Origin of the sequence: Enterobacteriaceae endosymbiont of Donacia semicuprea (genome assembly GCF_012570535.1) — a bacterium.
Taxonomy (GTDB): domain Bacteria; phylum Pseudomonadota; class Gammaproteobacteria; order Enterobacterales; family Enterobacteriaceae.
Window position 1 is genome coordinate 289,704 of sequence record NZ_CP046210.1, and the last position, 22,193, is coordinate 311,896.

16 protein-coding genes, 3 tRNA genes and 1 pseudogene are annotated in these 22,193 nt (G+C 18.6%); 2 read left to right on the forward strand and 18 right to left on the reverse strand.

The window, feature by feature from the left end; all coding sequences use genetic code 11:
* Positions 1-37 precede the first annotated feature (37 nt).
* The 10 genes and pseudogenes from rodA to GJT91_RS01490 form a co-directional block, all read right to left on the reverse strand.
* Entirely contained in the window at positions 38-1,153 is a 1,116-nt protein-coding gene (gene rodA, locus GJT91_RS01445; protein WP_168868480.1) for a rod shape-determining protein RodA, read from the reverse strand.
* Positions 1,154-1,185: 32 nt separating this feature from the next.
* Positions 1,186-2,850: pseudogene (gene mrdA / locus GJT91_RS01450) on the reverse strand (penicillin-binding protein 2); the annotation flags it as partial.
* Positions 2,851-2,861: 11 nt separating this feature from the next.
* Positions 2,862-3,056 carry a hypothetical protein gene (locus tag GJT91_RS01455; protein ID WP_168868481.1) on the reverse strand — a complete coding sequence of 65 codons (195 nt, stop codon included), beginning with the start codon at positions 3,054-3,056 and terminating at the stop codon, positions 2,862-2,864.
* Positions 3,057-3,088: 32 nt separating this feature from the next.
* Positions 3,089-4,102, reverse strand: coding sequence for a DNA polymerase III subunit delta (holA, locus tag GJT91_RS01460; RefSeq protein ID WP_168868482.1), 1,014 nt, complete (start codon positions 4,100-4,102; stop codon positions 3,089-3,091).
* A 44-nt stretch (positions 4,103-4,146) separates the two neighbouring features.
* Complete coding sequence (gene leuS / locus GJT91_RS01465; RefSeq protein WP_168868483.1) at positions 4,147-6,702, reverse strand: leucine--tRNA ligase; 2,556 nt, start codon at positions 6,700-6,702, stop codon at positions 4,147-4,149.
* Between the two features lie 105 nt (positions 6,703-6,807).
* The gene (gene ybeY, locus GJT91_RS01470; protein ID WP_168868484.1) at positions 6,808-7,275 is read right to left on the reverse strand and encodes an rRNA maturation RNase YbeY; all 468 of its coding nucleotides are present in this window, start codon (positions 7,273-7,275) and stop codon (positions 6,808-6,810) included.
* 18 nt (positions 7,276-7,293) lie between these two features.
* Positions 7,294-8,685, reverse strand: a complete 1,392-nt coding sequence (miaB, locus tag GJT91_RS01475; RefSeq protein WP_246212835.1) for a tRNA (N6-isopentenyl adenosine(37)-C2)-methylthiotransferase MiaB — start codon at positions 8,683-8,685, stop codon at positions 7,294-7,296.
* Between the two features lie 11 nt (positions 8,686-8,696).
* A tRNA-Gln gene (locus GJT91_RS01480) sits at positions 8,697-8,768 on the reverse strand.
* Between the two features lie 12 nt (positions 8,769-8,780).
* Positions 8,781-8,869: transfer RNA gene (locus tag GJT91_RS01485), tRNA-Leu, on the reverse strand.
* A 19-nt stretch (positions 8,870-8,888) separates the two neighbouring features.
* A tRNA-Met gene (locus tag GJT91_RS01490) sits at positions 8,889-8,964 on the reverse strand.
* A 105-nt stretch (positions 8,965-9,069) separates the two neighbouring features.
* Between GJT91_RS01490 and glnS the strand changes: the two genes are divergently transcribed.
* Entirely contained in the window at positions 9,070-10,710 is a 1,641-nt protein-coding gene (gene glnS / locus GJT91_RS01495; RefSeq protein WP_168868485.1) for a glutamine--tRNA ligase, read from the forward strand.
* A gap of 57 nt (positions 10,711-10,767) precedes the next feature.
* On the opposite strand, the gene fldA is transcribed toward glnS, so the two are convergent.
* Both fldA and GJT91_RS01505 read right to left on the reverse strand, forming a co-directional pair.
* Positions 10,768-11,280 carry a flavodoxin FldA gene (gene fldA / locus GJT91_RS01500; RefSeq protein WP_168868486.1) on the reverse strand — a complete coding sequence of 171 codons (513 nt, stop codon included), beginning with the start codon at positions 11,278-11,280 and terminating at the stop codon, positions 10,768-10,770.
* Between the two features lie 6 nt (positions 11,281-11,286).
* Positions 11,287-12,084: an alpha/beta fold hydrolase gene (locus GJT91_RS01505; protein WP_168868487.1), complete on the reverse strand. Its 798-nt coding sequence runs from the start codon at positions 12,082-12,084 to the stop codon at positions 11,287-11,289.
* A 170-nt stretch (positions 12,085-12,254) separates the two neighbouring features.
* Between GJT91_RS01505 and pgi the strand changes: the two genes are divergently transcribed.
* Positions 12,255-13,868 (forward strand): glucose-6-phosphate isomerase, encoded by a 1,614-nt coding sequence (pgi, locus tag GJT91_RS01510; protein WP_168868488.1) that lies wholly within the window; start codon positions 12,255-12,257, stop codon positions 13,866-13,868.
* Positions 13,869-14,059: 191 nt separating this feature from the next.
* On the opposite strand, the gene GJT91_RS01515 is transcribed toward pgi, so the two are convergent.
* From GJT91_RS01515 to infB, 6 genes are all read right to left on the reverse strand, one after another.
* Positions 14,060-15,736 (reverse strand): DEAD/DEAH box helicase, encoded by a 1,677-nt coding sequence (locus GJT91_RS01515; RefSeq protein WP_168868489.1) that lies wholly within the window; start codon positions 15,734-15,736, stop codon positions 14,060-14,062.
* Between the two features lie 265 nt (positions 15,737-16,001).
* A complete protein-coding gene (gene pnp / locus GJT91_RS01520) occupies positions 16,002-18,098 on the reverse strand; it encodes a polyribonucleotide nucleotidyltransferase (RefSeq protein ID WP_168868490.1) in 2,097 nt (698 codons plus the stop codon).
* Positions 18,099-18,177: 79 nt separating this feature from the next.
* Complete coding sequence (gene rpsO / locus GJT91_RS01525; protein WP_168868491.1) at positions 18,178-18,447, reverse strand: 30S ribosomal protein S15; 270 nt, start codon at positions 18,445-18,447, stop codon at positions 18,178-18,180.
* 45 nt (positions 18,448-18,492) lie between these two features.
* Positions 18,493-19,437 (reverse strand): tRNA pseudouridine(55) synthase TruB, encoded by a 945-nt coding sequence (truB, locus tag GJT91_RS01530; RefSeq protein WP_168868492.1) that lies wholly within the window; start codon positions 19,435-19,437, stop codon positions 18,493-18,495.
* A gap of 35 nt (positions 19,438-19,472) precedes the next feature.
* A complete protein-coding gene (rbfA, locus tag GJT91_RS01535) occupies positions 19,473-19,826 on the reverse strand; it encodes a 30S ribosome-binding factor RbfA (RefSeq protein WP_168868493.1) in 354 nt (117 codons plus the stop codon).
* A gap of 50 nt (positions 19,827-19,876) precedes the next feature.
* Positions 19,877-22,189: a translation initiation factor IF-2 gene (infB, locus tag GJT91_RS01540; protein WP_168868494.1), complete on the reverse strand. Its 2,313-nt coding sequence runs from the start codon at positions 22,187-22,189 to the stop codon at positions 19,877-19,879.
* Between the last annotated feature and the right edge of the window lie 4 nt (positions 22,190-22,193).

A 22,193-nucleotide genomic window follows, 5' to 3' on the forward strand; every position in this document is an offset into this window, starting at 1 on the left:
ATTAGAATCCTATTTAATAATAATTTTTATAAATATATTATATTTTATATTTTTTATTAAAATCATATGTATACATAGACATTATAATACCAAAATTAGTCATAACAACTACAAAAGAAGTACCTCCATAACTAACTAATGGTAAAGGAATACCAACAACTGGTAATAACCCACTAACCATGCTCATATTAATAAATACACATAAAAATAATACTAATATTATTCCACCAATTAACATTTTATTAAAAATATTTTTACAATTTAATGATAAATATATACCTCTTATTATTAATGACATATATAAAATAATAAAAAGTAATATTCCTATAAAACCAAATTCTTCAGCTAAAACAGAAAATATAAAATCAGTATGTTTTTCTGGTAAAAAATTTAATTGTGCTTGAGTTGCATTTTTCCAACCTTTACCTAATATTCCTCCAGAACCAATTGATATTTTAGATTGAAAAATATGATAACCTTTTCCTAATACATCATAATTAATTTTTGTTAACATAAACATTCTTTCTCTTTGATAATCATGTAATAATAAAATCCACGTAAAAGGAATAGATATAATAAATGTTATTATACTTTTTATTATAATTTCCCAAGATAATCCTCCTAAAAATAACATAATAAGACCAGAAAGACTGATTAAAATAGCAGTACCTAAATCTGGTTCTTTTGCAACTAATAGAACTGGTATTAAAATTAGAATAATTATTTCAAAAAATATTTTTATATTAATAGGATATTTATTTTTATTTAAAATTTGAGTAACAATTAAAGGAACTGATATTTTAGATATTTCCGAAGGTTGAAATTTAATAAAACTAATATTTAACCATCTTTTTGCGCCTTTTGTTGTATAACCAAAAAAATTTACCATTATTAACAAAAAAATAGAAAATAAATAAAATATAAAAGAATATTTTTTATAAAGATTAGGAGGAATTTGCGAAGCTATTATCATAATTATAAAACCTATTAATAATTGTACTAACTTATGTTTTATTAAATTATAATTAAAAGTTTCTGATATACTCCATGTTATAAAAAAACTTATTGCTGAAATTAATATAATTAATATCAATAAAATAATATCTATATGTAAAACAGAATTTATAAAATATTTTAAATTTTTTTTTTTCATAATAAATTATAATTATATAATTAATCTACATTTTAAATTAAAAATTCTTTTTTATGTTCAAAAATATAATCAAAAATTTTTCTTGTAATATAACCTATTGAAATACTATTATCACTATTTTCTATAATAATTGTAATAGCTATTTTAGGATTTTCGAAAGGAGCAAACGATATTATAAGTTTATGATCTCTTAATTTTTTTTTTATTTTTTTAATATTATATTTTTTTAAATTTTTTAAATTAAATACTTGAGCTGTACCAGTTTTTGCAGCTATATGATAGCGTGCTGAAGAAAAATATTTATACATAGTACCTTTTTTTTTATTAGCTACATTGTACATTCCTAATTTTACTATATTCCAATATTTTAAAGGTAAATTTATTATTTTTTTATCTTTTGGTTTCGAATAATAATAAAAAATATTATTTAATTTTCTTTTTTTATAAATATGGAGATTTTTACTAATACCATTATTTATTAAAATAATCAATGCATTATGTATTTGTATAGGTGTAGCATTCCAATAACTTTGTCCTATTCCAACTGAAATAGTATCTCCTAAATACCAAGGAACTTGTATATTATTAAATTTCCATTTTTTAGTAGGCATATTACCTAGTTTTTCATTAAATAAATCAATATTTGTTAATTTACCATAACCAAATTTAGTCATCCATTGATGAATTTTATTAATACCTATATTATAGGACAGTTGATAAAAAAAAGAATCAGATGATTCTTGTAAAGCTTTTGTAATATTTAAGTAACCATGTCCATTTTTTTTCCAATCTTTATAAATTTGATTAACTTTAGGAATTTTCCAAAATCCAGGATCAAATAAAATTGTATTTTCATCTATTAAATTTAAATCTAATGCAACTAAAGATAAGTATGGTTTTACAGTAGAAGCCGGAGGATATATTCCTTGAATAACTCTATTAACTAATGGATGATTATTATTTTTTAATAAAATATTTAAGTTTTGATTTTTAAAACTATTAATAAATAAATTAGGATCATAACTAGGTGTAGATACCATAGCTAAAATATCACCATTTCTGGGATTACTAACAATAACAGCACCTTTAATATTAGTCATTAAAGAATAAATATATTTTTGTAAAGAAAAATCAATTGTTAAAAAAATATCACTTCCCGTATATGCATTTTTTTTACAAATTTTATATTTATATTCACCTTTATTATTTGTAGCAATTTTTTGGTAACCTAAATTACCATATAATAAATCTTCATAATATTTTTCAATACCACTAACACCAATTGGGTGATTTTTAATATATTTTTTTATAAGATTTATATTTTTGAAAAAAATTTTTTTTTTATTATTATATAATTTAGTATAACCAACTAAATGAGCAAATATATTACCATGAGGATAAAAACGTTTTTGACAATATATCAAAGATATTTGAGGAAATTTATATTTATTAACTAAAAATTTTGACATTTGTACATTATTTAAATTAAATTTTAATGTAAATGGTGTATAATTATTATCTTTAATTTTTTTATTAAAAATATTAATAATATTATATTTATTATTTTTTAATTTTAATAATTTTTGCAAAGTTATAAGATTTTTAAAAAAAATATTATTCTTATCAGGTTTTATTTTTAAACGATAAAAAATTATATTTTTAGCTAAAATTATCCCATTTCTATCATAAATTAATCCTCTATTAGGTTTTAAAAAAAAAAATTAGTATAATTTAATTCTGCTTGTAATTTATATTTTTTATAAGATCTAATTTGTAAATAATATAAATTATATATTAAAATGATTATTAATATTAAGAATGTTTTTATTGAAAATTTTATTCTTTGTAAAAATATTTTTGATTTTATTTCGTTTTTTTTTAAAAAATTATACTTTATATTCATTAGTGATTTATAACCTGTAATATTTTAGATATTTATAAAAATAAAAAAGCTAACCTTTCTAAATCAATCCAAAAATATTCATCTATATAATTAGATATTATAAAACTTTTAATATTTATTTCAATTTCTAATAATAATTTAATTATTAAATATAATTTTTTATAATTAATTTTTTTTAATGATATTTTAAAACAATTTTTTTTTTTTATAGATATTATTTTATTTTTTTTAAAAACTATATCTAAAGAATTTTTTTTAAGATTTCTATATAATTTTAAAAGTAAAAAAATATTTTTTTGTAATTTATTTAAAACTAAAAATGGATTTTGTTGAATATATTTCATGTATTTAATTATGTTAATACTATTTTCTATATTTCCTGTTAAAAGAGAATTAATTAAATTATTTTCTTTAATTAATATAAAATTATTTATATTACTATATATAATTGATAAAGGAGAAAAATTTTTGTTTTTTTTTTGTAAAGAAATATTTTTTATTATTTGATCTAATAAAATTAAATTATTAGAAAAATAATTTTGTAATACATTATAAATATTTTTATTTATTGGTAAATTTATTTTTTGAAAACAATAATTAATCCAGTTAATAAATTCTATATTATTTAATTTATTACATTTTATAAATATAGAAAATTTATTATTTATAATATTTTTTATTATTTTTTCTATATATAAATTTATATTATTATGAATTTCTATAATTAATATATTATTTTTATCTGTTAAATTTATTAAAAATATTAAATTTTTCATAAATTTTAAAAATATATTTATATTTAAAAAAATTAAATGTATAATTTGTTTTTCATAAAAAATATCATGTATAGAAAATTTAGAAAAAATATAATCCCAAATAAAATTTTTATCTACAATAATAACATTATTTTTAATAAATTTTAATTTTAAAAATTTATGAAATAACAAATTTATATTTTTTTTTATAAAAAATAACTCATCTCCTGCTATAATATAACAAAAAAATTTTTTATTATAAATTTTTTTATAAAAATTATTTAATAACATTGTATCCGTTTTTATGCAAAATTAATTTTAAAATTAATATATATTTATATTTTTTTTGTAACTATATTAAATAATTTATGTGGTACATAAATTGTTTTTATAACTATAATATTTTTTAAAAATTTAGATATTTTATTATGTAATAAAATATATTTTTTAATATTATTTTCTTTTTTTTTATATTTTAATGGAATTGAAAGATTATATTTTTTTTTACCATTAATTTGAATTACAATATTAAAAGTATCAAATAATTTAGTATCAATATTTTCAATTATTGGCCATGATTCATAATCTATATCAGTATTTTTTCCTATATATTTCCATAATATAAAACAAAAATGTGGTGTAAAAGGATATAGAATCTTTATTACTATTAATAATCCATTATAAATAATAAGATAATCTATTTTATTAGATATTTTATATTGAATAAATTTCTTAACTAAGATCATTATAGATGATATAATTGTATTAAAAACTTGAGTTGTTTCAAAATTATTTGTTACTTTTATAATAGTTTCATTTATATAGTTTTTTATTATTAATTGTTTTTTATTATATTCATTAAATAAAAAATATTTTTTATTAATTTGTTTATAATCATAATTTAATTTTTTATATTGGTAAATAAATCTCCATAATTTTTTTAAAAATCTAGACATTCCTTTAATACCTGATTCTTTCCATTCTAAAGACATAGTAGGAGGCGCTGCAAACATAATAAAAAGACGTAAAGTATCAGCACCATATTTTTGAATAATATCTTTAGGATCTACACCATTATTTTTAGACTTAGACATTTTTATCATACCATTATATATTAATTTTCTTCCTTTATTATCAAAAATATTTATAATATTATTATCTTTTTTAAAAATAATATTTTTTGATGAAACCCAATTATATTTATTATTTTTATCTATATAATAGTAAGAATCAGCTAAAACCATTCCTTGACACAGTAATTTTTTCACTGGTTCATCAGTATCTAGTAAACCTATATCTCTCATTAATTTATGAAAAAAACGAAAATATATTAAATGCATTGTTGCATGTTCTATTCCTCCAATATATTGATCTATAGGTAGCCAATATTTTGCTTTTTTTTTATCTAACATATTATTATTATCATGAGGACATGTATATCTAACATAATACCATGAAGATTCAATAAAAGTATCAAATGTATCAGTTTCTATTTGTCCTTTTATTCCATTTTTATTATATTGAAACCATTTTAAATTTTTTTTTATTTTTTCATTATAATTTTCTTTTATATCTTCATTAAAAAAATTTGTAGGAAAAATAAGAGGTAAATCTTTTTTTTTAAAAGGAATAAAATCCCCATTATTTTTTATAATAATAGGAATAGGGGTCCCCCATAAACGTTGTCTTGAAATACTCCAATCTTTTAAATGATAATATTTTTTATAAAATGCTATTTTTTTTTTAATTAAGTTATTAAATAATAATTTATTATTAAATTTATTATTTTTATTAAAATTAAATACTTTATTTTTATTTATAATTAATATATTACATTGCTGTGCTAATAAAAAATCTTTTTTATCATACTTTGGTATACCAATAGTAGCATTTATTTCATAAATATTAGATAAATAATTTACAATTATTATTGGTATTTTTTTTTTTGTAAAAATATTTTCAGCAAATAATAAACTATTAATACATTTTATGTTATGAATAGGAAAAGATAAATTTTTTTCATTAGAAAAAAAAAATTCACATTTTTTAATAAATTTTTTAATTTCTTTATTTTTAATAAATTTTTTACATATAGGATGATTATATAAAATTTTTATAAAACTTATATCTATAAATTGATATTTAGATTCTATAAAAACATTGAATTTTAAATTAGTATTAAAAATTTTAAAAAGAATTTCTACTCCTTTTATTTTACCTATCCAATTTTTTTGCATATTTTTAACTTTATTAGGCCAATTATTTAATTTTTTTAAATAATTTAATAATTCTTCATTATAAGAAGTAATTTTTAAAAACCATTGTTTAATCCATTTTTTTTTAACAAAACTATGACATCTCCAACAAGAATTATTTATAACTTGTTCATTAGCTAATACTGTTTTATCAGTAGGACACCAATTTACTAAAGAATTTTTTTTATACGCTAATCCTAATTTATATAATTTTAAAAAAAACCATTGTTCCCAATGATAATATTCAGGATTACATGTTGTAATTTCTCTATCCCAATTAAAACTAAATCCTAATAATTTTAGTTGTTTTTTCATATATAAAATATTATTTTTAGTCCAAATATTAGGAGATACATTATTATTATAAGCAGCTATTTCAGCTGGTAAACCAAAAGCATCCCATCCAATGGGATGTAAAACATTTTTACCTAACATACGTTGATATCTAGCAATAACATCTCCTATTGTATAATTACGTACATGACCCATATGTAATTTACCCGATGGATATGGTAACATTGATAAACAATAGAATTTTTCTTTATTATAATTTTCTGTTACTTTAAAAGTATTATTTAAATCCCATTTTTTTTGAACATAAGATTCTACTTCTTTAGGAGAATATTCTTTTTTCATATAAAAATAATTCCTGCATTTTTTATTTACAAAATTATTAAAAAAAATAAAAATTATTTTAAAAAAAAAATTTATTATTATATATTTTAATTTTATTAAAATTTTTTATAAATATGGATTTTTATATCCAAGTAATTTAAGTATATTAATTTCTTCTAATTCCATTAAATTTGCTTCTTGAAAATTTTTATGTTCATATTGTAATAGATGTAAAACTGAATGTATAATAATATGAGTGTAATGAAATTTTAATGCTTTTTTTTGTAAAATAGATTCATATTCAATAATTTCTTTACATAAGATAATATCTCCTAATAATTTTTTTTTTAAAAAATTATTTTCTAATAAAAAAGATAAAACATTAGTAGGTTTAGATATTTTTAAATATTTTTTATTAAGTTTTTCAATAATATTTTTTGTGACTATAGAAATAGTTATTTCAATATTTTTAACATTTTTAATATTTTTTTTTTTAAAAATAATATTTAACCAATAAAAAATTTCATTTTTTGTTGGTAAATTATAATTATTTTTACAATAATTATAATAATTTAAAAGAATTTTTGATTTCATAAAATCCTAAATAAAAAATTAGTTTTTACAAATAGAAATAAATATTGCATATAAAGAATATAAATAAGAATCAATAATTTTTACATTTATAAATTTACCAATATAATTATTATTACTTATAAAAAACACAGTCCTATTATTTTCTGTTTTTCCAAAATATTGATTATTTTGAATAGATATCCCTTCTACTAATATAATTTGTATTGTATTTATCATTTTTAAACTAAATTTTTTAGTCTGTTGTTTTAAATAATATTGTAATAAATATAATCTTTCTTTTTTCTCACTTATACTTACATTATCTTTCATTTTACTAGCTGGAGTTCCAGGTCTAGAAGAATAAATAAAACTAAAACTCATATCTAAATCAATATCTAAAATTAATGAAATAGTATCATAAAAATCTTTTCTAGTTTCACCAGGAAAACCAACAATAAAATCTGAACTAATTTGAATATTAGGTCTAATATTTTTAAGTTTATTTATAATTTCAATATAATCACTAACATTATATCTTCTTTTCATTAATGAAAGAATTCTATCAGAACCACTTTGTACTGGTAAATGTAAAAAATTTACTAATTGAGGAATTTTTTTATATATATTAATTAATTCATTAGAAAAATTTTGTGGATGACTTGTAGTAAATCTAATTCTTTTTATGTTTTCTATTTTAGATATCATTTGTAATAATTTTGTAAAATTACAATAATCTTGTTTTTTAATATCTTTATAATTATAAGAATTAACATTCTGCCCCAGTAAATGTATTTCTTTAACTCCTTGTAAAGATAAATTTTTAATTTCTAAAATTATATCCTTATAAGGTCTACTTATTTCTTTTCCTCTAGTATATGGAACTATACAATATGTACAATATTTATTACAACCTTCAATAATTGAAATAAAAGAACTTACATCTGTTGTTTTTTTAGGAGGAAAAAATTTAAATTTTTCGTTTTTTGGAAAACTTATATCAATTAAATATTTTTTAAATTTATGTACTTTATATACCATTCTAGGTAATTTATGAAAAGTTTGGGGGCCAAAAATAATATCTACATAATGTGCTCTTCTTAATATTTTTTCACCTTCTTGAGAAGCTACACAACCACCAACTCCAATTATAATTTCAGGATTATTTTTTTTTAAATTTTTCCATCTTCCTAATTGATGAAATAATTTTTCTTGTGCTTTTTCTCTAATAGAACAAGTATTTAATATTAAGATATTTGCATTTTGAGCAAATTTAGTAATTTTACAATTTAATTCTTTTTTCATAATATCAGCTATCTTAGAAGAATCATATTCATTCATTTGACAGCCCCAAGTTTTAATATATAATTTGTTATTTAACATAATTAGATTATAATAAATTATTTTTATACAAAATTTTAATAAAATTAACATAATAAATTAATCTGGGGTACCTGGATTCGAACCAGGGATGCCGGTATCAAAAACCGGTGCCTTAACCACTTGGCTATACCCCAATTTTTATATTTTGCGGAAGACGAGACTCGAACTCGTATTATATTTATTAAATAGCCAGAACCTAAATCTGGTGCGTCTACCAAATTTCCGCCACTTCCGCAAAAATAAATTATTTTATTTAGCTACGATGGGAATTGAACCCATGACCTCAGCGTTATGAGTGCTGTGCTCTAACCCAAACTGAGCTACGTAGCCAATAATTATTCTTATATTATGTAAATAATCAAGTATAACGTCAACTAATTTATTTATAAAAATTAATATTTTAAATTAATTTTAGAAAAAGGATTAAAATAAAAAATGTATAATTATTATAAAAATAATTTTATTTTTAAAATTATAGAAAAAGATATAAAAAAAAAAAAATATAATATGATTTGTACTAGATTTCCACCTGAACCAAATGGATACCTACATATAGGTCATATAAAATCTATTTGTTTAAATTTTTTAATAGCTAAACATTATAAAGGAAAATGTTTTTTAAGAATTGATGATACTAATCCTTCTACAGAAAATGTTAAGTATATTCAATCTATTATAAAAGATTTAAAATGGTTAGGATTTAAATGGAATGAAGAAATTAAATATTCTTCAAATTATTTTAATATAATGTATAAATATGCTATAGAATTAATTAATAAAAATTTAGCTTATGTTGATGAATTAAATATTAAAGATATTAAAGATTATAGAGGAACATTATTAATACCTGGCAAAAATAGTCCATATAGAAATCGTTCAAAAGAAGAAAATTTAGAATTATTTAAAAAAATGAGTTTAGGTTATTTTCCTGAAGGTAGTATGTCTTTACGTGCAAAAATTAATATGAAATCAAAAATAATTGTAATGAGAGATCCTGTATTATATAGAATTAAATTCAAAAAACATCATCAAACTGGAACAAAATGGTGTATATATCCTACTTATGATTTTAGTCATTGTATTTCTGATGCAATAGAAGGTATTACACATTCTTTATGTACGTTAGAATTTCAGGATAATAGAAAATTATATAATTGGATATTAAATAATATTAGTATAGGATTTTATCCAAAACAATATGAATTTTCAAAATTACAAATAGAACATAATATAACTTCAAAAAGAAAAATTAATTTATTAATAAAAAAAAAAATTATAAAAAGTTGGGATGATCCTCGATTATTAACTATTTCTGGTTTAAGAAGAAAAGGATATACTGCTTCTTCTTTAAAAAATTTTTGTTATCGTATAGGTGTAACAAAACAAAATAATATTATTGAAAAATCTTTTTTAGAATCTTGTATAAAATTAGAATTAAATAAGACAGTACCTAGAACTATGGCCATTTTACGTCCTTTAAAAATAATTATTGATAATTTTCCTACAAAAAAAAAAATAAAATTATCTATTCCTAATCATCCAAATAATTTAAATATGGGATATAAAAATATTTATTTTACTAAAGAAATATATATAGATATTTTAGATTTTTCCGAAAAAGAAAAAAAACATTATAAAAGACTTATTCTTGGGAAAAAAGTACGTTTAAGATATGCTTTTATAATTAAAGCAAAAAAAATAATTAAAGATAAAAATGAAAAAATTATTTGTGTATATTGTAATTATTATAAAAATACATTAGGAATAAAAATCAATAAAAAACAAGAAATAAAGGGAATTATACATTGGATATCTTGTTCTTATTCAATTTCAGCTTTTTTTCATTTATATGAAATTTTATTTACAAAAAAAAATATTAATAATTATGATAATATTTTTTCTATTCTAAATAAAAAATCAATGTTAGTATATAATGGTTTTATAGAAAAAAATTTACTAAAAAATAACAAAAATAAACATTTTCAATTTGAAAGAGAAGGATATTATTATTTAGATAATAAATATTCAAATAAAATTATTTTTAATAGAATTGTATCATTAAAAAATAATAATTAATATTTTTAAAAATTAAAAAATAAAATCAATTATATTAATATAATTGATTTTATAATTTTATATTTGAAATTCTTTATATATTTGTTTTGTCCAAGTTATAATGCGTGAATTTGTTAATTCTGGTTGTCTATCTTCGTCTATAGTTAATCCTAAAAAATAATTTTTATTTTTTAAACTTTTTGTATGATAAAAATCATATCCTTGAGTAGGCCAATATCCTATAATTTTTGCTTTATTTTTTTTTATTATATTATAAATAATTTTTATTGCATCACAAAAATAATCTCCATAATCTTCTTGATCACCACAACCAAATAAACCTATAATTTTATTTTTAAAATTAATTTTTTGTAAAATAGGTAAAAAATCATCCCAATCACACTGAGCTTCTCCATAATACCATGTAGGTATTCCAAATAATATATAATTATATTTTTCAATATTCTTTTGTTCTGCCTGAGAAATATTAAATACTGAGGCAAGATTATTGCCTAGTTGTTTTTGTATTTTTAATGCAACATTTTCTGTATTTCCTGTATCACTACCAAAAAAAATACCTATTTTTGACATTTTTTATTATTTTTCCTCGATAAATATTATTTTTAACAAAAATTTTAAAATAAAATGAAAAATGAATTTTTTATTTTCAATATATAGTAAATGCCCAACATTAGGAATATTATATATTTTAGCAAAAGGAAATTGACTAAATATATTATTATAATAAATAAAATTTATATAATTTGATAATTCACTTTTTAAAAAAAAAATATTTCCATTCCACTTAGGAATTATATTCCAATCTAATATTTTTTTATATTCATTTTTTAAAATTTGTACATTAAATTCCCATTTTCCATTTTGAAATGTTTTTAATAATGTATTTATTACATATAAATTTTTAATATATAATTTCATTATTTGAAAAATTTTTTTTTTAATTAAAATATTTTTTTTATATATTATATCAAATATAGTAAAAATATTTTTATTAAAATATTTATATTTAACAGGAGCAATATCTAATATAATAATAAATTTTATTTTATTAGGTATAAATTGAGTAAGTTTCATTGCTATTTTCCCACCCATAGAATGTCCTATAATAATAATATTATTTTTAATATTTAAAAAATTTAAAGTTTCTAAAACATCTTGAGATAAAAAAATATAATCCATCCCTTTACTATGAGATGATAAACCATGATTTCTTATATCTAATAATATAATTTGACATTTTAAATATTTATTTAAAAATTTTCCCATTAAATATAAACTTTTTTTATTACCAAATAATCCATGAAGCATAACAATTGTATATTTATTTTTTATAAATAAATACTTATATGGAATAATTAAATAACTTAAAATCATATAAAGTAAAACTCATTTTAAATACATTATTATATTATATATAAATTAAAAATTGATTTTTAATAAATTTAAAATTTATGATATAATTTTTTTAATAAAAACAATTTTATTTTAAAAAATGTTATTTATTTTAAAATCTATATTTTTATATAACTAATAATTTATATATTATGAAAAATATTAATCCTACAAAAACTATTTCTTGGAAAAATTTGCAAAATCATTTACAAGAAATGAAAAAAATTAATCTTTATCATCTTTTTAAACAAGATAAAAATAGATTTACAAATTTTTCGATTAATTTTGAAAATAAAATTCTTTTTGATTATTCAAAAAATATAATTAATAAAAATACAATACAATATTTAATTAATTTAGCAAAAGAGACTGGTTATATTGATTTTATTAATGCATTATTTTATGGTGAAAAAATTAATGTTACAGAAAATCGTTCTGTTTTACATACAGCAACAAGAAATAATAATAATTATTTATTAAAAAATAAAAAAATATATGATGATATAAATTTTATTTTACAAAAAATAAAAAATATTTCTAATAATATTATTTTAAATAAATGGAAAGGTTATTCAAATAAAAAAATAAAAAATATTATAAATATAGGTATAGGTGGATCAGAATTAGGACCATTAATGGTTACAGAAGCATTAAAATCATATAAAAATAAACTAAATTTATTTTTTTTATCTAATATTGATTCTGAACAATTAATTAATATTATTAAAAAAATAAAACCAGAAGAAAGTTTATTTATTATTGTATCGAAAACTTTTACTACACAAGAAACAATAACAAATGCTTTAAGCATAAAAAAATGGTTTATAAAAAAAATTTTTACAAAAATTAATAGAAATATATTATCAAAACATTTTATTGCTGTTACAAATAATATTAATGCTGCAATAAATTTTGGTATTGATAAAAAAAATATTTTACCATTATTATCTGAAATAGGAGGACGTTTTTCTTTATGGTCTTCTGTAGGATTATCTATTTCCTTATCTATAGGATTTAATAATTTTCAAAAATTACTAAACGGTGCTAATAAAATGGATAATCATTTTTTTTATACTCCTATAAATCATAATATTCCTATTATTATGGCTTTAATTAGTATTTGGTATAGTAATTTTTGGAACACAGAAACAGAAGCTATAATTCCTTATTCTAATAATATGTGTTTTTTTCCAAAATATTTACAACAATTATGTATGGAATCTAATGGTAAATCCATAGATAGAAATGGAAATAAAATAAAATATCAAACTAGTCCTATTATATGGGGAGATATTGGTACTAATGGACAACATTCTTTTTTTCAAATGCTACATCAGGGTACTAAATTAATACCATGCGATTTTATCGCTTCAGTTAATAATTCAAATGATTCTTTTAAAGAACATCATAATAAACTTATTGCAAATTATATTGCACAAACTAAAACATTAGCATTTGGTAATGCTAATAAATATATATTACAAAAAAATATATATAAATATTGCTTTGGAAATCATCCAAGTAATTCTATTTTTTTAAAAAAAATTAATCCTTATAATTTAGGATTATTAATTTCTTATTATGAAAATAAAATTTTTATGCAAGGCATAATTTTAAATATTTTTTCTTTTGATCAGTGGGGTGTTGAATTAGGTAAGAAAGTAGCAAATATTATACTTAATGATTTTAATCAAAATATTAAAAAAGTAAATAAATATGATAGTTCAACTAATGGGTTAATTAATTTTTATAAATCTTTTTATTAATTTTTATTAAAGAAATTAATAAATAAATTCATTTAATTAATAAAAATAAATAATAATAATAATTTATAATATTTATAATTATTTTTATTTTATTTAAAATAATATTTTAAATGATAAATACATGTCTTATATTTTATTGAAAATTTATATATTTTATTAATTAAATAAAATTTTTATAAAAAAATTTTTTACTAAATTTTATGTATTTTTTTATAATTCTTAAATGATTTTTTAGATTTAGGCATCAAAATAAAATTTATTTTTTTATTTAGGATTTTAATATTTTTAGTATATTGAATAATATTTTTTTTAATTTTTGAATTTAATTCTACAATAGAATAATAAGTAAATAATTTAATATTTCCAATATTATTACTTTTAATTTTAAATTCATTAATAATTGCTCCTACAATATGACGAACTTCTAAATTATCTTTTTTACCTATATTAATACGATATACATCCATATAATTTTGATTTTTTTTATACTTTTTTATATACTTATTTTGAATAAAATTTGTTTTTTTATAAAATTTTTTTCTTATATCATATAATGAATCAGGAGGTAAAATTAAAGGTCTTTTCCCTTGTGCCATTTTCAACAAAATAATTATTAATGTTTCTTGATTTATATTACTTTGAGTAATTATCTTAGATAAGATATCTTTATATTTTTTTAAATCAATATTATTTATTTCTTCTTTTATTTTTACAATAAATTTTTCTAGTCTTTTTTGACATAAAATTTGAGAATTTGGTAATAATATTTCATTAATACTGCATTTAATTCTACGTTCAATATTTTTTAGTAATCTTTTTTCTCTATATTCGATAAATGTTAAAGATTTACCTTGTCTACCTGCTCTTCCTGTTCTCCCTATACGGTGAATATATGATTCAATATCCATAGGAACATCATAATTTATGACTAAATTAATTTTATCAACATCTAAACCTCTAGCAGCAATATCAGTAGCGATTAAAATTTTTAATTTACCATTTCGAAATTTTTCCAAAGTTTTTTCTCTATTATTTTGTTTCATATCACCATTTAATGGTGCACTATTATAACCAAATTGTTTTAATGTATCTGATATTTCAATTGTTGATGTTTTCATTTTAACAAATATTAAAACTGCATCAAAATTTTCAGTTTCTAAAAATTTCATTAAAGCTTCTATTTTTTTACCATATATTATCCAATAAGTTTGTTTAATATCGGGAATAGTTTTAATATTTGTTTTTATAAAAATTTCATATGGATGAATCATAAATTTTTTAGTTATATTTTTTATTCTTTTTGGCATGGTTGCTGAAAATAATGATGTTTGATGTCCTTTAGGTATTGTAGATAATATTTTTTCTACATCTTCAATAAAACCCATTCTTAACATTTCATCAGCTTCATCTATAACTAAACTACGTAATTTTGTTAAATTAACTGTTTTTCTTTTAATATGATCTAATAAACGTCCTGGAGTTGCTATAATAATTTGTACTCCCAAACGTAAATTTTTTAATTGTATATGATATGATTGTCCTCCATATAATGGTACAATATTTATACCATGAATATGTTTTGCAAAAATAGATGTAGCTTCTGCTACTTGTATAGTTAATTCTCTTGTAGGTGTTAAAATTAATACTTGTGTTGTTTTATTAGATAAATTTAAATTATTTAATAAAGGTAATATAAATGCTGCAGTTTTACCACTGCCTGTTTGTGCTATTCCTAATACATCTTTACCTAATAATAAATAGGGAATACATTTTTTTTGGATTGGAGAAGGTTTTAGATATCCTGTATTATTCAAGGATTTTAAAAGAAACTTATTTAGACCAAATTTTTCAAAAGTAATATTAGTCATTAATATGTATACCTCTTAAATATATTTTTTAAAAAACTAAAAATTAGTAATTCATATAATAATAAGTAAAATTACTAATATATAAGATTATAAATATTTAATTGTAATTATGTTTTTAAACATAATTACAAATATTAATAATTAATTTTTATAAATTAAAATATTAATTATTATTTATATTTTGAATATATAATTATTAAATAATTTATATTATTTTTTTAATAAATTTTTTATAAAAAATAAATATTATTAAAAACTATTAAAATTAAATTTTATTATTAGCAGCTTTAATACTTAATCTTATTCGTCCTTGTTTATCAATTTCAATAACTTTAACCATTACATTTTGTAATAATTGTAAGTAATCACTAACTTTATTTACATGTTTATTAGCAATTTGAGAAATATGTACTAATCCTTCTTTTCCATTTCCTATAGAAATAAAAGCACCAAATTCAACAATACGAATAACTTTACCGTTATAAATTTTTCCAATTATTATATCTGCTGTAATTTCTTCTATACGACGAATTGCAAATTTAATTTTTTCATTATTTTTAGCTGCTATTTTTATAATTCCACTATCTTCTATTTCGATAATTGTATCAGTTTCTTCTGTTAAAGCTCTAATAACAGAACCCCCTTTACCTATCATATCTTTAATTTTTTCTGGGTTGATTTTAATTGTATGAATTCTTGGTGCAAATTCTGAAATATTTTTTCTAGGTAAGCTAATAGCTTGTTTCATTATTTCTAAAATATGTAATCTAGCTAATTTTGCTTGTTTTAAAGCTAATTTCATAATTTTATAAGTTATACCTTCTATTTTCATATCCATTTGTAATGCAGTAATTCCTTTTTTAGTACCTGCCACTTTAAAATCCATGTCACCTAAATGATCTTCATCACCTAAAATATCTGATAATATTATAAAATTATCATTTTCTTTAATTAAACCCATTGCTATTCCAGCAACAGCATTTTTTATAGGAATACCTGCATCCATCATAGCTAAAGAGGCACCGCATACTGAAGCCATTGAAGAAGAACCGTTAGATTCTGTTATTTCGGATACAATGCGTATTGTATAAGGAAAATTATCCATATTAGGCATTACTGATATTAATGATTTTTTTGCTAAATTACCATGACCAATTTCACGTCTTTTAGGATTACTAATAATACCAATTTCACCAACAGAATAAGAAGGAAAATTATAATGAAACAAGAAATTATCTATTTTATTATTAATTAAATTATCTAAAGGTTGAGCATCTCTAGCAGTACCTAATGTTACCGTAACTAAAGCTTGTGTTTCTCCGCGTGTGAATAAAGCCGAACCATGTGTTCTAGGTAAAATTCCTGTACGTACATCTAAACTACGTATCATATCATTTTCACGACCATCAATTCTAAGATTCTTATTAATAATATTTTCTCGTACTATTTTTTTTTCTAACTCATAAAAAATTTCATTTATATGATTAATCGGTATGTTTTCATGTTCTTTTTCTTCTTTTATTAATTCAATAATTTTTAATTTAATTAAGTCAATTTGATTAATTCTATTTTGTTTTTCTTTAATATTATATGCTTTAATTAAATCTTTTTGTGATAAAAAAATAATTTTTTGTTTAAGATTTTTATTAATAGGATATAAAATCCATTCTTTATTATTTTTTTTAACCTTATTAGATAAATGAATAATATTATCAATTAATTTTTGTTGTTTATTATGACCATATATTATTGCATTTAAAATTTGTTCTTCAGTTAATAAATTAGATTTTGCTTCTACCATTAAAATAGCTTTTTTTGTACTAGTAACAATTAAATCTAATTCACTATTTTGCATTTCTTTTATATTAGGATTTAATACATATTTCTTATTAATATAACCAATACGAGCAGTTCCAAATGTACCATTAAAAGGAATGCCAGATAAATTTAAAACGGTAGATGCTCCAATAATAGCAACAATATCTGGATTAATTTCAGGATTTACAGACATGACAGTAGCAATAATTTGTACTTCATTTAAAAAACCTTTTTTGAATAAAGGTCTTATAGGACGATCTATTAAACGAGAAATTAATATTTCTCCTTCACTGGGACGTCCTTCTCTCCGAAAAAAATTACCAGGAATACGACCAGCGGCATATGATTTTTCTTGATAATATACTGATAGTGGAAAAAAATTTTGTTCTGGTATTACTTTTTTATCTACTACCATTGTGACAAAAACAGCTGTGTCGTCAATACTAACCATTACAGCTGATGTTGCTTGTCTAGCTATCATTCCTGTTTCAATAGTTACAGTATTATTACCATAACGAAATCTATGAATAATGGGATTTAACAAAATAAATATCCTTTAAAAAAATTTAATATTAAGATAAATCTAAATTTTAAAAAATTTATAAATAATATTAAAAACATATTTATTTTTTCAATCCTAAATCTTTAATTAGTATATTAAAATCATGTAATTTTTTTTTTTTAAAATAATTTAATAATTTTCTACGTTGTGATATCATATGTAAAAGTCCTCTACGACTGTGATAATCTTTTTTATGTATATGAAAATGTTTATGTAAATAATTAATTTTAAATGTCAATAAAGCTATTTGTATTTTTGTTGAACCTTTATCCTTAGGATTCATTTTATATTTTTTTATAATTTTTTCTTTTTTTTCTTTATTAAAATACATAATTTACTCCAATAAATTATTTATAAATGAATATAATTATAAAATCTAAATAAAATTTATTAATTTATATTTTGTTATATAACCTTTATTATTAATTTGACAAACACCTATCAAATTAAATGAATTAATTTCAAATATACGAAATTTTTTTTGTTTTTTTACAAAAGAAACAACTTTTACTTTTTTTCCATTTTTAATATTATTTATCAAAGTATATGACAAATATAATTTAGGTAAGTAATGTATTATATAATTAATTGGTAATAATAATTTATCTATTAAAAAAATATTTAGTTTATTATTTTTATAATTTTGAATTAAAATTTTTAGTTGTTCAATTGTTATAACATTTTTATGTAAAATAGAAATATGAGATATTTGAATTCTACGTAATTTTATTATGTGTGCTCCACAATTTAATTCATCTCCTAATTTATCAATAATGCTACGTATATAAGTTCCCTTGGAGCAATTAATTTTTAATTTAATTTTATTTTCATAAAATTTTAGTAATTTAATATAATAAATTAAAATTTTTCTTTTTTTTAGATGAGAAAAATTAATTCCTAATCTAGCATATTTATAGAGAGGTATACCTTTATATTTAAGAGCTGAATACATAGGAGGAATTTGTATATTTTTCCCTTTAAAAAAATTTATTTTTTTAATAATATTTTTTTTATTTACATAAATATCTTTTTTTTGAATAATAATACCATCTTTATCACCAGTATTAGTTTTTTCACCTAAAAGAGCTGTAACTATATAAATTTTATTTGCATTTATTAAATAACTAGTAAATTTAGTATATGCTCCTAAACAAATAGGCAATAACCCACTTGCTAGTGGATCTAAAGTTCCTGTATGACCTGCTTTTTTTGCCCTAAAAATAACTTTAATATCTTGAAGAAGTTTATTTGATGTAAAACCTATAGATTTATCAAGTAATAATAAACCATTTATATTACGTTTTTTTATTTTTTTTAACATATATAGTTAATTATATCATAATTTTTATTATATAATTAAGTATTTTTTTTAATATTAATTAAAAGATTATTAATATATTTTCCTTTTTTTAAAGAAAGATCTAAAAAAAATTTAAGTTTTGGTATTTTCCGTAAATTTATTTTTTTTTTAAGAATATATCTAATATATTCTGAAATATTATTTAAATAATAAAGTGAATTTTGTTTATTATTTCTTTTTTCTTCTTCATATGATAGCATTATAAAAATTTTTGCATATGAAAAATCTTTTGATATTAGTATATCAGTAATAGTACTAAACTTATTTATTCTTATGTCACTAATATTATTTAGTAATATTTTTGCTATTTGTTTTTTTAATTCATATGAAATACGTAAATTTCGATACAAAAAAACCTCCATTTAAATATTTTATAGTATATTAAATTAATTTATGATTATTATTTTTTTGTAATTTCAGTTTTTTCAAAAATTTTTATTTTATCTCCTATTTGCATATTATTAAAATTTTTAATACTAATTCCACATTCCATACCATTACGTACTTCATTAACATTTTCTTTAAATCTTCTTAAAGAATCAAGAATTCCTTGATAAATAATATTTTTATCTCTTAATAATTTCATTAAATTATTACGTTTAATAATACCATATGTAACTATACATCCAGCTACAATTCCTATTTTAGGAATAGTGAAAATACTTCTTACTTCGGCCAATCCTAATAACTTTTCTTTGTATTCTGGTAATAAAAGATTTTTTATATATTTTTTCATATCATCTATTAAATTATATATAATAGAAAAATATTTTATTTTTATTTTTTCTTTTTTTATTAAATTTTTGGCAATATTATTTGCTTTAATATTAAAAGCAATAATAATAACATTATTTTTATTACTAGCCATAGCAAATGATATATCTGTTTCCGTAATTTCTCCTACTCCTGAATGAATAATTTTTATATTAATTTTTTCATTAGATAAATTCATTAATGTATCTTTAATAGCTTCAACAGAACCTTGTACATCTGCTTTTAATAAGATATTTATTTCATGAATATTTTTGTTATTATCGTTTAAATCTAAAAATATTTTTTTAAATTGTTTTTGTTTTTTTTCTAATTTAATTTCACGATATTTATTTTTTCTATATAATGCTACTTCTTTAGCTTTTTTTTCATTATTTACTTCTATTAAAATATCGCCAGCATATGGTATTTCAGATAAACCTAAAATTTTAATAGGAGTAGAAGGTCCTGCTTGAAGTATATTTTCTCCTTTAAAATTAATTAATCCTTTAATTTTTCCATAAGTATATCCACATAATACTATATTTCCTTTTGTTAATATTCCTTCTTTTATTAAGACATTAGCTATAGGACCTTTTCCTTTATCTAAATAAGAATCAATAACAACACCTTGTGCCATACCCTTATTATTTGCTTTTAATTCTAATATTTCAGCTTGTAATATAATAGCATTTAATAAATCATTAATACCTTCACCTGTTTTAGCAGAAACATTAACAAAAATATTATCTCCACCCCATTCTTCAGGTATAATATCATACCTACTTAAATCGCTTTTTATTTTTTTAAAATTTGAAATTTTTTTATCTATTTTATTAATAGCAACTATAATAGATACTTTTGTTTTTCTTGCATGTTTTATTGCTTCTATAGTTTGGGGCATGACTCCGTCATCAGCTGCAATAACTAATATAATTATATCTGTAATTTGTATTCCTCTTAACCTCATAGAGGAAAAAGATTTATGTCCTGGAGTATCAAAAAATGTTATATTTTTATTATTAAATTTAATTTCATAAGCATTTATATATTGAGTTATTCCACCATTTTCTTTTAGAGCAATATTACTAGAAAAAATATAATCTAATAATGAAGTTTTCCCATGATCTACATGACCCATAATTGTTACTATTGGAGATCTTGTTTTTGGTTTTATATTAATATTATTTTTATTAATTAATAATTTTTCTATATCATTTTCACGACGCAATATAACTTTATGACCCATTTCTTCCGCTATTAATTGAGCTGTTTCTTGTTTTAAATATTGATTAACATCAGAAATTTTTTCTCCCATATTTATTATAATTTTCATTAGTTTTGAGCTTTTAACTGCCATTTTATTAGATAATTCTATTATACTAATAGTTTCGTTAATAATAATATCGCGATTAATATTTTTAATAGGTTTATGAAAGTTTTGATACAACTTAGAAGAATTTAATTTATATTTTTTATAATTATTATTATTTTTATTATTTTTAGGATGTAATTTATGTTTTTTTTTCTTATATATTTTTTTATTAAAAATATCATTATTTATATTTTTATTTTTTAAATTTTTCTGAATATAATATTTTTTATTTTTATTTATTTTTTTTTTATTTAATTCTAAATACTTTTTATTTTTATGATTTGTAATATTTTTTATATTATTTATAAATATAGTTTTTTTTTTATTTATAATTTTTATTAATTTTTTTTTACCTTTATTATTATTTACTGGTGAAATATCATGTATTTTTTTTTTAAAATTTAATAATTTTAAACTTTTTATTTTTTTCTTTTTTAAATATATTAAAAAATTTTTTTTTTCTTCTACATTAACTATATCATTTTCTACTTTAGATATACCATTATCAGAAAAATATTTTATTATATTTTTTACTGAAGTTTTAACTTCATTAGCTAATGATTTTATAGTTATAACAGCATCTATCATGCTG